Source organism: Shewanella sp. HL-SH8, from assembly GCF_051165765.1.
Taxonomy (GTDB): Bacteria; Pseudomonadota; Gammaproteobacteria; order Enterobacterales; family Shewanellaceae; genus Shewanella; species Shewanella glacialimarina.
This window is the reverse complement of record NZ_CP195039.1, coordinates 3,740,625-3,754,765: the sequence shown is the minus strand read 5'-3', so window position 1 is coordinate 3,754,765 and position 14,141 is coordinate 3,740,625. Positions and strand designations below refer to the sequence as shown.

The following is a 14,141-nucleotide window of genomic DNA, read 5'->3' as shown; positions in this document are numbered from 1 at the left end:
CCTAAATGACTTAGGAGTATATATGAAATATTCAATTTTATTTGCTGCACTATTTTTTGCTGGTTCAGCTGCTGCAGTTGACTGTGTTGAGTGTCATGAAAGTATCGACGTTGCTATGCATACTGAAAATGAAGCAACCTTAGCTGTTTGTGCTGATTGTCATGCTATTGGTGATGCGCATGAAATAGACATGGAAATGCACAGCCCTGAACTGACAATGAAAGAATGTACTGATTGCCACCAAATGGAAAAATAAGCCTCGTATTTGTGCAAGCATTGGGCTTTTAGCATAATAGTGATGAATTAAGGTCTTCTTCGGAAGGCCTTTTTTTATGATTTTTTGGCTGTAAATGTCGATAAAAACATTTAGGTTTAATGTCATATGCCGATAATAATTTAATGGTAATTTTTTTGTAAAGAATATTTAGTTTAATTTTTAGCTTAATTTTTGGCTTAATTTTTAGTTTATTTATTAGCTTACTTACATAAAAACGACTATATATTAACTATTAAAATGAAAAAAGGATGCGCTATGTTAATCCGATCTAAGCTTCTGTTGAGTGCAGCCGTATCGATCTCGGCACTTGTTGCTATGTTTGCATTACAACAATATTCCATCAACGTACAACAGCAGCTGGCATTGGCAACAACCAGTGTAATGGAAATTGAAAAAGAAATTTATCAACTGAGAAAAGAAGAAAAAGATTTTTTAAACAGATTGGATGTCGTATATCTTGAAAAACATCAACAGAATTTCGCAGACCTAAATGTATTGTTTGAGCGTGTTGAAGAAGTGCTAAATGATCGCAATATCCCCCTTACTGCTTTAAATGGCTTAAAAGACAGTGTCCAGACTTATAAATCGACATTTAACGATGTTGTGGTGCTGCAAAAAGAAATAGGCTTAACCCCTAAAACAGGTCTGTATGGTCAGCTAAGAGAAGCTGTTCATAATGTGGAATCTATCTTAAGCAGCAATGATGAAAATGGATTATTAGTCATCATGTTACAACTTCGCCGTAATGAAAAAGATTTCATGTTGCGCCGCGACCCTAAATATATAGACTCGTTTAAATCTTATATTAGTCAGTTTAAGCAAGCGGTAAATAGTTCGTATTTAGCCTCTGGAACCAAAGATGAATTACAGGCGAGTATTGACCAATATCAGGCTGACTTTCAGGCCTTAGTGAGTAAAGAGCAAGAATTTGGCTTGACTGAAGTTGACGGTAAAATGAAGGTGTTACGCGATGCTATTTATAAAACCGATGACGATAGTAAAGCGTTAAAAGAACAAACTTTAGCTGAAATTAATCAAGCAGAAGAAAATGGCATATATTTAGGCGGCAGTATTTTCTTATTGATTACCCTGGCTTTGTCGATATCCACTTATTATATTATTCGCAGCATTATTACCCCCGTTGAAAATATTACCCGCGTAATTGCCAGTATTGAGCAATCTAAAGATTTAACCCTGCGTTGTGATGACTCAGGGGATGATGAGTTATCACGAATTGCCACTCATTTTAATAGTATGGTGGGAGCATTTCAAAGTTTGATTGAGCAAGTCAATGAAGCTGTTGATGCAATGAATACTTCCTGCCAGGAGCTATCTAATAATGCCTCTTTAGCATCAGAAGGTGTATTAAGGCAGCTGAATGAAACTGACATGGTTGCAACCGCCATTACTGAAATGGGCGCCACAATTGATGAGATTGCTAATAACACTGAATTAGCCGCATTAAAAGCTAGCCAAACCCACGATAACGCAAAGAGTGGTCAAATTGGTGTAGAAGAAACGATAGCAAAAATTCAACTACTTGCCAGTCAGCTTAATGATTCAGCTAAAGTGGTTCGCGAGCTCGAGCAGGACAGTAAGACTATTGGCAGTGTATTAGATGTTATCCGAGGAATTGCAGAGCAAACTAACTTACTGGCACTTAATGCCGCAATTGAAGCTGCTAGAGCAGGGGAACAAGGTCGCGGTTTTGCGGTTGTTGCAGATGAGGTTAGAAGTTTAGCGATGCGAACCCAAGAGTCTACCGAGGAGATTGCCGGTATTATTACTACCTTGCAAACACGGACTCGCTCTATTGTACAGTTAATGGAAACTAGCCAGCGCCAAGGTGCAGAAAGTGCTGACCAAGCTGCAAGTGCGGGTTCATTACTACGCTTAATTAATGAAGATGTGACTAATATTATGGACATGAGCACTCAAATCGCTGCCGCAATTGAGGAGCAAAGCATGGTGGCTGCTGAGGTTAATAAAAACGTGGTGGTTATTCGTGACATAGCTGATGAGTCTTCGCATGCTTCAGAAGAGAATGCAGCAGCATCAGAGGATTTGCGTATTCGCGCAGCTGGTCTGCATAAATCAGTGAGTATGTTTAAAGTCTAAAAGTACTTTGATGTGTTGGACATGGTTATTAGTATCTGTAGCTCAGTAATTAATTAGCTATTTCTATACTTTTTCTCAGGGGCAGCGGCTATTACATCTTGTATGCGCAGGCACTAGATAAATAAAAACCTAACTTAGCGAGTTAGGTTTTTTATTGGACGAGAATGCTGCTTTAGTCTTTGAAGTAGCTAAAAAATAACTATTTCAAAGCTAGCAGTATAAAAAGCTGTTACTTTGAGGTGACAGTGTTAACGCCTTCAGGTGTGCCAACTAGCAATACATCAGCGCCACGGTTAGCAAATAAACCATTGGTTACAACGCCGACTATGGCATTAATTTTAGTTTCCATGACTTTAGGATCTAAAATTTTCATATTGTGAACATCTATTATCACATTACCATTATCGGTCACTACACCTTGACGATATTCAGGATCACCGCCCAATTTAACTAATTCACGTGCCACATATGAGCGCGCCATCGGGATAACTTCTACCGGTAGCGGGAAGTCGCCTAATATCGATACTTGTTTAGTGTTATCAACAATACAGATGAATTTTTTGGCTACTGCGGCAACAATTTTTTCACGGGTTAAAGCTGCACCACCGCCCTTAATCATATCCATGCGGTCGTTAATTTCATCGGCGCCATCGACATAAACGGCTATGTCTGCAACATTGTTTAGATCAAATACCTCAATGCCTAATTGTTTCATTTTTGCTGTTGATGCTTCCGAGCTTGAAACCGCGCCTTTAATATCATCTTTCATTGTTGCTAGTGCATCAATAAAGTGATTAACCGTTGAGCCTGTACCTACACCTACAATGGTATCTCTTTCGACATATTTTAATGCAGCCCAGCCGGCCGCTTTTTTCATTTCATCTTGAGTCATTAGGCAATTCCATTAGTTGTTTTTAACATTATCTCGATTATAACGTAACCTGCGGCGAAATTATTTGCTTGTCGTCATAAAAATGCGCATCTTTAAAAGCATCTAACACTCTTACATTGATATCGCTGATGAACTTTCTTTCCAAGCGTACATCCATTACATAAGCTTTTATGGTAATGGTTTGCATATGCTGCCCATAGGATAAATCTGTCCCCAATATGATCCTAATGGGTTTATTTAAAAAGGTGTAAGGTGAGCATTGTGTAGCTTCTTTGGCGAGGGCTATGGCTTGTTTATGATCGGCGTGCAAAGGTAAATAAAAACTGATTACAACCATTTCATCTAGGGCGCCGCTATTGGCATTTGATACGGCATTTTTTAATACCTCAGCATTAGGCACCATGATGGTGTTGTCATCAAAGGTTCGCAGCCAGGTTACGCTCCATTCAAGTTTTATTACTTCGCCATAATGGCCTGCGAGCGAGACCATATCACCCACTCGATAGGGGGGATTTAACATAATAATGAAGCCAGCAATCATATTTTTTGCCGGTTCTTGAGTCGCTAAACCGATAACTATACTGATTGAACCAATAATAGCTAACACTACATTTTGGTGAGGTGCGATAATTCCTGCAGTAGTATAAATTATTACGCAGCCCCAAATAAATAAGCGGATAAACGGGTAAAGTCGTCCCCAGAATAATCGATATTTTGGCAGCTTTATGGTGAGTTTATCTAAACTGATTTTTATTACATTCAATAGCGCCCAGGCAAAAAAGCATATCAATAAAATTAAGGCTATTTTCTCTAATGAGATGATGCTAATTAGCGACTGTAGTGCATCTGTTGTTGATTCCATACCTATTCTCTTTGGTAATGATTAGAAGCTAAAAAGTTTGTTGTGATTAAGCAGGTGCGTGGCGACTATTTTACTCAGTACTGGTGGTATTTGATAAAAGTGTCGCGCAAAATCACTTTCACAGTATTGTGTTATTAATAGACCTTGCCTGCTGAGAAACTCCAATTTTAACGAGCTTTCTTCGATAGACATGTTGAAAATAATGCTTAAATGTTCCACGGTTAATCCGCCATGAACATAAATTTCTGCGAGTGCAAAGAGAGATTCTTCATCTAAACTTTTTAGTGCGTGGGTGTCGATAGTGAAAATATCTTTTGAGTTGAGATCGCTAAGTTTAGATACCTTATGCTCATCAATAGATTGCTTTAAAATGAATAAAGCGAGTCTAGGCTGGCCTTGGCAGATTTTCATTAAGGTTTTGGTGTGGGACTCTAGGGCGTTTAACTCTATGGTGAGAGCTGAATCGCCTTCATTCTCTTGTGTGTTATTGCTTTCATGCGGTAAATTTATACCCATATCAGGTAAGTAAAGCGTAAGAAATGTGGTTAATTCAGTCTGAGTAAAATACTTAAGCTGAACGAGCGGTTTTAATAAAATGAGTAATTTGATATTGCGAAGAGAGTCTTTGCCATACATAGGTTTCACACCCCATAATCCAGCAATGCCTTTGCCTGGTTTCCATTAATATAGTCGCTAATGTTACCAAAGCTTGATAACTGCCCATTCGGCGCTGCATTAATCGATGAATGTCATCCAGGAAAATAATATGTTGAGGCTGTGCATTGATTAATCTAATGGCTTCTGTAATTGATTGGGGCTCATTTTGGATATCAAAACAATCATATAAAGTGGCGATAGCTTCTTTTGAAGACAGTGGCGCTTTACAGAAGCTAAGCCATAATAGTGGCTCAGACTCCGGTTGCCCGCGAATAATATTCTGAATAAAAGTACTGACACCTGCTCCAAAAGGGGCAATGATCGCGCTCAATTCACCTTGGTTATCACGCCATAACTCAATGGCGTTGTTGATTTGATCTATAGCTTGTTCTCGCCCGATGACATGGTAAATATCCGTATTTACTGAATAAGAGATCTGTTGTTTGAGCGGGCTTCTAAGCCCATGGTGTCGATAGGTTTGCGCAATGGCTTTTAAGGATAATGTATTTGTCGGCTCTGACTCTTGCTCTGTAGCTGCACTATCAGGGTTGATGTAGGTTATAAATTGTTGCCACTTACCAAGAAGTGCATCGATAGTCATTGCCATAATGTTATCCATTTGATCAAGCCATTAGTAAGCAGCATCTGATCCAACCTCTAAAAAGTAAATCGGATTAACAGGTATAACGTTTTTCATTACGTCAGAATAAGTACTATAACAGTAAATTAACGCTGGCATAGAGTGCTAGTTGTGATTGTTATTATTACCAATTTACTGTGATTATAGGTTATTACTGCTGGCAAGTATGATTAATAAATGAGTATAGCTATCTTAATGACCAATCGATAACGGTTTAGCAGATAACACGATGTAATGACCCCGTAGGCTATTTGTTCATGGAAAGTGAAGTTAAAGCGCTACTTTCGTATGAATTGACTCGCTGATTAATCATTGTTTAGCGTATACTTAATTTTATTTTTTTATTGAAAAATTAACCTTGATGATGCCATTCAAATCTGTTTTTTCGACACTGTTATTATTAGCTAGCTTAACCCATCAGGCTTATGCAGCACCAGCCGTTGCGTCTTCTCAACAACAAGAGCTAGCCGCGGGTAGTGCTATGCTGGTGGACCTTAACACTAATGAAGTTTTATATTCGAGTAATATTAATCATCAAGTACCCATAGCATCTGTGACTAAGCTGATGACTGCAATGGTGGTGTTAGATGCTAAATTACCTTTAGATGAAATGATTACAGTAGATATTCATCAAGCCCCAATTATGCGTAATGTTTACTCCAGAGTACGAATTGGCAGTGAAGTTAGCCGTGAAACCATGATGCTGATGACTTTAATGTCTTCAGAGAATCGTGCAGCAACAGCGCTTGCCCATCATTATCCTGGTGGCTACTTTGCTTTTATTGATGCAATGAATGCCAAAGCGAAAGCATTGGGTATGGAGCAAACTCGTTATGCAGAGCCAACAGGTTTATCGGCTGATAACGTCTCCAGTGCAAAGGATTTGGTTATTTTGCTACAGGAAAGTCAAAAATATCCTTTATTGGGCAAGTTAAGTTCAACTGAGAAAAAACACATTATTTTCAATAAGCCAAGATACAATCTTGACTTCCAGAATACCAACAAGTTGGTATTTAAAGACGGTTGGAATATCGCGCTAACTAAGACTGGCTATACCAGCAAAGCCGGTCATTGCTTAATTATGTTGACCGAAATGAATAAGCGAAAAGTCGCATTTGTGGTGCTCGATACCTTTGGCAAATATACCCATATAGCCGATGCTAGCCGTCTTAAAAAATGGTTAGAAACGGGTAAAGTAACCCCAATTCCTGCATCGGCTAAGGCATATAAACAACAAAAGCAATTGGCCAAATCTAATAGCTAAACATCAGTAGCTAAAGTCCAAAAGTGGGTGGTTGAGCATTTTGTAATGGGCACATTTAGTTGACCTGTTAAGCATTGCAGCTACGACAGTTTATTAACTAGGTTTTGTCGTAAGCCTTAACTTGTGGTGACCTTATAATATTGCATTATTGGGTGAAAGCATTTTAAGGCTCTCATTATTTATCGGTCTGGTAAATTAAATTAATACTTATATTTCATTAAAATACACCTAAAAGTACCTAGGTGTCACAATTGTACCTGCTTGTTTTCCTGTTTAATCAATCTATGATAACCACATATTGTGAATGAGGAACCGTAATGCAAAGTAGTAATTCTAACGATGTTGATATCCCAGAGATTAATCCTTTAAAGTCGATAAAAAGTGACTCAATTAACATGGACTTTAACCAACGTGTGGTTATTGACACTAATCAATTGGGCTGGGATAAAAGCCCCGCGAAGGGCGTGTGGCGTAAGCGTCTTGCTAGAGAAGAAGCTGAGCAAGGCCATGCAACCAGTATTGTTAAATATGATGCGGGTGCCAGTTTTTCATCACATCCACACCCATTAGGCGAGGAAATTCTGGTTTTATCTGGCGTGTTTTCTGATGAAACTGGCGATTATCCAGCGGGCACATACATTCGCAATCCCGAAGGTTTTAGTCACGCCCCTTTTAGTTTACAGGGCTGTGAATTACTGGTTAAGTTGCATCAGTTTCAACCATCAGATTTAAAGCAAGTTCGTATCGACACTCAACACGCACCTTGGTTACCGGGCCAAGGTCAGTTGCAAGTAATGCCGTTACATCAGCATCTAAGTGAATCCAGTGCGTTAGTTTTTTGGCCTGCAGGATGTCAATTTCAACCACATCGTCATTTTGGCGGTGAAGAAATATATGTTATCAGTGGCGAGTTTATTGATGAACACGGCCATTATCCTGCTGGGACCTGGCTACGCAGTCCACACTTAAGTCAGCACAATCCCTATGTTGAACAGGATACGGTTATTTGGGTCAAAACAGGGCATTTATAACGGATATAACGCGTCATTTGTGATAAATATTAGTTTGTTGCTTTTAAAGTATTATTTTTAACGATATATTAACTTAACATGCATATTTAGGATGTAATTTAGCAATGGATGCTTTTACTCTTCACGTATCAACCGCAATAGTCAGTGCGATGATGGCTATCAGTTTACTGGCATTTTATGTTGTTGGTCACCGCCAGCGCAGCTTAATAGATTGGAGCATAGCTGGTGGATTATTTTTTGTCAGTAGTTGCATTGGCTTACTTTCTTACTCTTTCCCTATTCCATATTGGCTTGGCCCCAGCTTAGCTAATGCATGTTATATATTAGCTCATCTTGGTTTACTTGCCGGTATCAGACGGCAGCTTCAGCTTACCCCTCAGTGGCCATCAATGATATTGATCGCTGTAATTGTGTTTTTAATGCATTACGTCCCAGGCTTTTTAGAGTCACTGACATCTAGGTTGCTTTATATATATCCTTTGTTAATGCTTATTAATATCTGTACTGTTTTGACCATTATATTGGCGGCTAAATCTAGAAAGCTTCACGCTATTTATTACCCTTTTCTGTTTGCAGAATTGATATTTTTTGGACAACAATTTGTTCGATTTATATTTGTAGCTTTTGATAAACAATTAACCTTAAGTGCTGCGGGGAATCGCGTTTTACAATCGTCAGGTACTTTGACTGTGTTCACTTTTTTAATCTTAATAACATTATCGTGTTGTTTAATTGTATATCGTCAACAACAACTCAAATTGCAAGATGTGACTCAGGTTGATCTATTAACAGGGTTGTTAAATCGCCAAGCTTTACCCCATCGAGCCAAACAAGTTTTTGAGTTAGGTCTTTATCAAAATGCCCCCATGGCCATTATGATTGTTGAAATTGATTCACTACCTCATATAAGTGAACAATATGGCTACGGTGGTAGTGATAGTGTTGTTAAGCATGTCGCCAGTGTTTTACAGTTTACGGCTCATATTAATAGCGGGATTTTCAGACATCATGATAATAAGTTTGTCTTGTTGTTTGAAGAGACTTCAACGGATCAATTGCAACGGTTAACCGTTAGATTAAAAGAGAAAGTGGCTAATTTAGTCATTAAACCATTGCACGATGACCAGAGAGTTAATATCAACATTGGTTTTGCGATGCAGTCAGACAATGACCATAGTTGGCAAATATTAATGCAACAAGCAGAACGTGTCTTGAAGCAACCCATTCAGCAAGTTAATACTTCTCAGACCGCTAGTTTGCAAGAGTTGAATGTCGATAGATTTGGTTTTATTGCGCAACAGAATTAACCTAGTTTAATGCTCTCTGCTAGTCTATCCAGGTATTGTTATAACTTAGAGAGTTCGTTTGATAAACATTACCGTTTCAATTATTCGATGATTGATCAATAGTGAAATAATAGCAGGCCTGTGTATCGGCCTGCTATGAGTAACTTTTGAGAGTAAAGAGAGCTGTTTAAGGTTATAAAGTAATGATTACTCTGTATCGTAGTCAAGTACAGGTGATAACCAACGCTCGGCTTCGGCTAAGCTCATGCCTTTACGTTTGGCATAATCTTCTACTTGGTCTTTACCAATGTTAGTGACCCCAAAATAGCGGGATTTCGGATGGGCAAAGTACCAACCGGATACTGCAGCTGTGGGGAACATCGCATAACTTTCGGTAATATTTAAACCAATGGTTTCATCGGGTTTAAGTAAATCCCACAATAGGCCTTTTTCAGTATGATCAGGGCACGCCGGATAACCTGGTGCTGGGCGTATACCTTTGTATTTCTCACGAATGATGGATTCGTTATCTAGTACTTCATCAGCCGCATATCCCCAAAACTCTTTGCGTACCCGCTCATGCATGCGTTCAGCAAACGCTTCAGCTAAGCGATCTGCAAGGCATTTAAGCATAATGGCATTGTAGTCATCGTGATTGGCTTCAAAGCGTGCCACATGCTCATCAATGCCATGGCCCGCAGTGACGGCAAAGCCACCCATGTAATCTGCGACACCAGAATCTTTTGGCGCAACAAAGTCCGATAAACAGAAGTTGTCGTTGCCAACTCGATCTAATTGCATACGCAAGTGATGAGTAGTCATTTCTACTGTGGTTCGGCTTTCATCGGTATACAGTTCAATATCGTCATGGTTGACTGTATTAGCAGGGAATAAACCTATTACCGCTTTAGCCGTTAGCCACTTTTCACTGATGATGGTTTCAAGCATGGCTTTACCATCAACAAATAATTTACGCGCTTCTTCACCGACGACTTTATCCTCTAAAATATCTGGATAGCGGCCGTGAAGTTCCCAGCTTCTAAAGAATGGTGTCCAATCGATACGCTCGACTAAATCTTCCAGTGGATAATCATCAAACACTTGACGGCCTAAAACATTGGGCGTGAATGGAGTGTAGTTTTCCCAATCATGTTTACAGCGATTTTCGCGGGCAACCTCAATTGGCACAATGGTTTTACGTTTAGTTTGCGATAAACGTTTTTCACGCATGACATCATATTCGGCATATTCTGCATCAATAGTCGCCTGGCGTGTTTCATTGTTAATCAGCTTAGAAACCATAGGCACTGCGCGCGAGGCATCGGCAATATAAATGGCGCCGTGCGGATAATGTGGCGCAATTTTTACCGCCGTGTGAATTTTAGAACATGTCGCTCCGCCAATAATGGCTGGAATGGTCAGGCCTTCACGGTGGAAGGTTTTGACGTTATGTACCATTTCATCAAGGCTTGGGGTAATTAAGCCTGACATGCCAATGATATCGATATTATGCTCTTTCACCGCTTCAAGAATTTTATCAACCGATACCATCACGCCCAAGTCAACCACTTCATAACCGTTACAAGCCAAGACAACGCCAACAATATTTTTACCAATATCATGCACATCACCTTTAACCGTCACCATTAAGATACGGCCGTTTGATTGGCCTTCAACTTTTTCTAGTTCAATATACGGGTTTAAAAAAGCAACTGCTTTTTTCATCACTCGAGCGGATTTAACCACTTGTGGCAAGAACATTTTACCTGCACCAAATAAGTCGCCGACCACATTCATGCCGTCCATCAGCGGCCCTTCAATAACATCAAGTGGACGTGCTGCTTGAAGCCTTGCTGCTTCGGTGTCTTCATCAATAAATTCGGTGATACCTTTGACTAAGGCATGCGATAAACGTTTTTCGACTGGCCAACTGCGCCATGCTAAATCTTCTTTTTTAGCCACTTGAGTGCCGTCGCCACGGTACTTTTCAGCCACATCTAATAACTGTTCTGTGTTGGTTGAATCTGCAACCGGGCAGGGCAGGTTCTGAACCACGTTTTCGACCTTTTCTTTTAAATCGGCATCAATGTCATCATAAATGGCTAGTTGGCCAGCGTTAACAATGCCCATGTCCATACCCGCTTGGATCGCATGGTATAAGAACACCGCATGAATGGCTTCGCGCACTGGGTTGTTGCCACGGAATGAAAATGACACGTTTGACACGCCGCCAGAAATCATCGCATAGGGTAAGGTGGCTTTAATGTCTTTAATTGATTCGATAAAATCGACCGCATAATTGTCGTGCTCATCAATACCGGTAGCAATGGCAAAAATGTTCGGGTCAAAAATAATGTCTTCAGGGGGAAAGCCGACCACATCAACTAATAAGCGATAGGCACGGGTACAAATTTGAGTTTTACGTTCGCGCGTATCAGCCTGGCCATCTTCATCAAAGGCCATCACAATCGCTGCAGCGCCGTAGCGTTTGACTAGAGTGGCTTGTTTGATAAAGGCTTCTTCGCCTTCTTTCATCGAAATTGAGTTAACAATTGACTTGCCTTGAACACACTTAAGGCCGGCTTCAATCACTTCCCATTTTGATGAGTCGATCATAATCGGTACGCGGGAAATATCGGGCTCTGAAGCGATTAAGTTTAAGAACTTTTTCATCGACTCGGCACCGTCTAGCATGCCTTCATCCATGTTGACGCCGATTATTTGTGCGCCATTTTCAACCTGTTCGCGCACCACATCTAACGCTTCTTCAAATTTTTCTTCTTTAATGAGGCGTAAGAATTTAGCTGAGCCGGTGACGTTGGCTCGTTCGCCGACGTTAACAAAGAGTGAGTTACCATCAATGGTTAATGGCTCAAGCCCTGACAAACGACAAGCTACCGGAATTTCAGGTATCTGGCGTGGCTCGTGATTTATTACCGATTCTCGTATTGTTTGGATATGAGCGGGTGTGCTGCCACAACATCCGCCTACAATATTCAGCATGCCTTCACGGGCCCAATCACTAATGACTTCAGCCATCTCCTCTGGAGTTTCATCGTAACCGCCAAACTCGTTCGGCAAACCGGCGTTAGGGTGAGCAGACACAAAACATTCAGCAATACGGGATAACTCTTCAACATAAGGGCGCAGTTCTTTTGGGCCTAATGCACAGTTAAGACCGATAGATAATGGCTTGATATGACGCAGTGAATTGTAAAAACCTTCAGTGGTTTGGCCGGTCAATGTGCGACCAGATGCATCGGTAATTGTGCCTGAAATCATTACTGGCAAGCGATCGCCAAGTTGATCAAATACTTTCTCAATGGCAAATAAGGCGGCTTTGGCGTTTAAGGTATCAAAGATGGTTTCAACCATAATGATGTCGGCGCCGCCTTCAATTAAGGCTGTGGTTGACTCAACATAAACATCAACTAACTCATCAAAGCTAACGTTACGAAAGCTAGGGTCGTTTACATCTGGGCTGATTGAGCAGGTGCGATTGGTTGGACCAAGCACACCCGCTACATAGCGGGCATAACCCGTTTGCGCGGCCACTTCATCGGCTGCTTCGCGAGCAACCCGGGCACCTTCTAAATTAATTTCAGCCGATAGCGACTGCATATCGTAGTCAGCCATAGCAATGGTGGTAGCGTTAAAGGTGTTGGTTTCAATAATGTCAGCACCGGCTAGCAGATACTTAGTATGAATATCTTTAATGATTTGACGTTGGCTAAGGACCAACATGTCATTGTTGCCTTTGACGTCGCAATGCCAGTCTTTAAATCTGTCACCACGGTAATCTTCTTCTTCCAACTTGTAGTCTTGGATCATGGTACCCATAGCACCATCGAGAATGACAATTCGCTCTTTTAGCGTGTTTGTCAGTTGTTCAAGCACTTGACTGTAGGAAGTTGACTTGGTCATAACGGATTACCTTTTTAATGCAGTGGCACGTTAACTTAATCGTGACATATTTATCTAACTAGCTATTTTATTGAGAGTTAATGGGTAAATAATGAATAGCTGGCTCTCAATAAACAGAATTTTGTTTGGACATTTATACGTATAGACGTCCATAATACGCGAGTTGTTATCTTCAGGGCAAGGCAGAAAACCATGAAACATCTTCAATTGGTATTCCTGCGCCATGGTCACTGCCTTGGCGGTGAGATCCTGCGCGGTAAAACAGATGTAGCCTTGTCTGAGCAAGGTCAAATACAAATGCAACAAGCTTTTAATAGCTTAGCGCTATGCCCTGCTATTGTGTATTCATCCCCGTTGAGGCGTTGCGCTGTGTTTAGTGACCTTATCGCAAAACAACACCAGTTGCCCATAACCCTATTAGACAGTTTACAAGAAATTGATTTTGGCCAATGGGATGGTCAAACCTGGCAGGCATTATATAAGCTACATCAAGCGCAATTAGATGCATACTGGGCAAACCCTTGGCTGCATGACAACACGCCACCAGGAGGTGAGCACTTAGTTGATTTTAGTGCCCGAGTGAAGCAGGTATTAGTGAAAATTATTAGTCAGATGCTGAATTCGATTGACGGTGATGTTCAGGATGAGCCTTTTGCCACTGCAAAATTGACCAATGAAACTCTTGCAAGTGAATTACCCAATCAAGCACTTGTTGTGACCCATGGCGGGGTAATGCGTTGCATTATTGCACAACTGTTAGGTGCTGAAGGGCAGGCTGGTGTGTTTACGCAATTACAATTACCCTATGCCGCGTTGATGACAGTTGATGTATTTATTGATGCAGATGACTTACAAATGGCCACACAAGGCAGCTTATGTTTTGAAAAGATCAGTTTTAGATTGAACTGGCCATCATTAACCACCAAAATAGAGCCGTTTTAATATAGTGTTGAGTATTGGGAATCGGGTAAGCCCGAACTGTCCCCGCAACTGTGATTGTTTGTCCTGCATATTTATGTCTGTGGCCAGCAAAAGTCAGATACCAGCTTGTCACTATTCATTTTTACGCCTGAGCGGGATACTCAGCGGAGCGTGTATGTTTGATCTTGTTCGTGCTTCCCCTATCAGCCATCAAGTTAACTTCGGCTTGTTTATGCTTGGCTTACTTAATCGTAAATCAAGCCATTGTC

At 40.6% G+C, this 14,141-nt stretch carries 11 protein-coding genes and 1 riboswitch; of the genes, 6 read left to right on the top strand and 5 right to left on the bottom strand.

What is annotated here, in order from left to right:
• Positions 1–22 precede the first annotated feature (22 nt).
• Positions 23–256 (top strand): cytochrome c3 family protein, encoded by a 234-nt coding sequence (locus tag ACRWQN_RS16605; RefSeq protein WP_226413640.1) that lies wholly within the window; start codon positions 23–25, stop codon positions 254–256.
• Positions 257–532: 276 nt separating this feature from the next.
• Positions 533–2,395, top strand: a complete 1,863-nt coding sequence (locus ACRWQN_RS16600) for a methyl-accepting chemotaxis protein (RefSeq protein WP_434938938.1) — start codon at positions 533–535, stop codon at positions 2,393–2,395.
• Positions 2,396–2,624: 229 nt separating this feature from the next.
• Here the strand turns inward: ACRWQN_RS16600 and rpiA are convergent, their stop codons facing one another.
• From rpiA to ACRWQN_RS16580, 4 genes are read right to left on the bottom strand one after another with little or no spacing between them, the layout of a single operon-like run.
• Positions 2,625–3,287: a ribose-5-phosphate isomerase RpiA gene (gene rpiA / locus ACRWQN_RS16595; protein ID WP_434927015.1), complete on the bottom strand. Its 663-nt coding sequence runs from the start codon at positions 3,285–3,287 to the stop codon at positions 2,625–2,627.
• Positions 3,288–3,324: 37 nt separating this feature from the next.
• The gene (locus ACRWQN_RS16590) at positions 3,325–4,149 is read right to left on the bottom strand and encodes a mechanosensitive ion channel family protein (protein ID WP_434938936.1); all 825 of its coding nucleotides are present in this window, start codon (positions 4,147–4,149) and stop codon (positions 3,325–3,327) included.
• Between the two features lie 21 nt (positions 4,150–4,170).
• Positions 4,171–4,794, bottom strand: coding sequence for a hypothetical protein (locus ACRWQN_RS16585; protein WP_434938934.1), 624 nt, complete (start codon positions 4,792–4,794; stop codon positions 4,171–4,173).
• Positions 4,718–5,413, bottom strand: coding sequence for a hypothetical protein (locus tag ACRWQN_RS16580; RefSeq protein WP_434938932.1), 696 nt, complete (start codon positions 5,411–5,413; stop codon positions 4,718–4,720). The genes ACRWQN_RS16585 and ACRWQN_RS16580 overlap by 77 nt, the downstream gene beginning before the upstream one ends.
• A gap of 397 nt (positions 5,414–5,810) precedes the next feature.
• On the opposite strand from ACRWQN_RS16580, the gene pbpG reads away from it, so the two are divergent.
• The 3 genes from pbpG to ACRWQN_RS16565 all read left to right on the top strand — a co-directional run bounded on the left by pbpG (position 5,811) and on the right by ACRWQN_RS16565 (position 9,048).
• Positions 5,811–6,710 (top strand): D-alanyl-D-alanine endopeptidase, encoded by a 900-nt coding sequence (gene pbpG, locus ACRWQN_RS16575; protein WP_434940688.1) that lies wholly within the window; start codon positions 5,811–5,813, stop codon positions 6,708–6,710.
• 395 nt (positions 6,711–7,105) lie between these two features.
• Positions 7,106–7,741, top strand: a complete 636-nt coding sequence (locus ACRWQN_RS16570; RefSeq protein WP_434940687.1) for a cupin domain-containing protein — start codon at positions 7,106–7,108, stop codon at positions 7,739–7,741.
• A 104-nt stretch (positions 7,742–7,845) separates the two neighbouring features.
• Complete coding sequence (locus ACRWQN_RS16565) at positions 7,846–9,048, top strand: diguanylate cyclase domain-containing protein (RefSeq protein WP_434938930.1); 1,203 nt, start codon at positions 7,846–7,848, stop codon at positions 9,046–9,048.
• A 186-nt stretch (positions 9,049–9,234) separates the two neighbouring features.
• On the opposite strand, the gene metH is transcribed toward ACRWQN_RS16565, so the two are convergent.
• Positions 9,235–12,951, bottom strand: a complete 3,717-nt coding sequence (gene metH, locus ACRWQN_RS16560; RefSeq protein WP_434938927.1) for a methionine synthase — start codon at positions 12,949–12,951, stop codon at positions 9,235–9,237.
• A gap of 192 nt (positions 12,952–13,143) precedes the next feature.
• Between metH and ACRWQN_RS16555 the strand changes: the two genes are divergently transcribed.
• Positions 13,144–13,893 (top strand): histidine phosphatase family protein, encoded by a 750-nt coding sequence (locus tag ACRWQN_RS16555; protein ID WP_434938926.1) that lies wholly within the window; start codon positions 13,144–13,146, stop codon positions 13,891–13,893.
• Positions 13,886–14,016: riboswitch (cobalamin riboswitch) on the top strand. Its footprint overlaps the gene before it by 8 nt.
• The last annotated feature ends 125 nt before the right edge of the window (positions 14,017–14,141 follow it).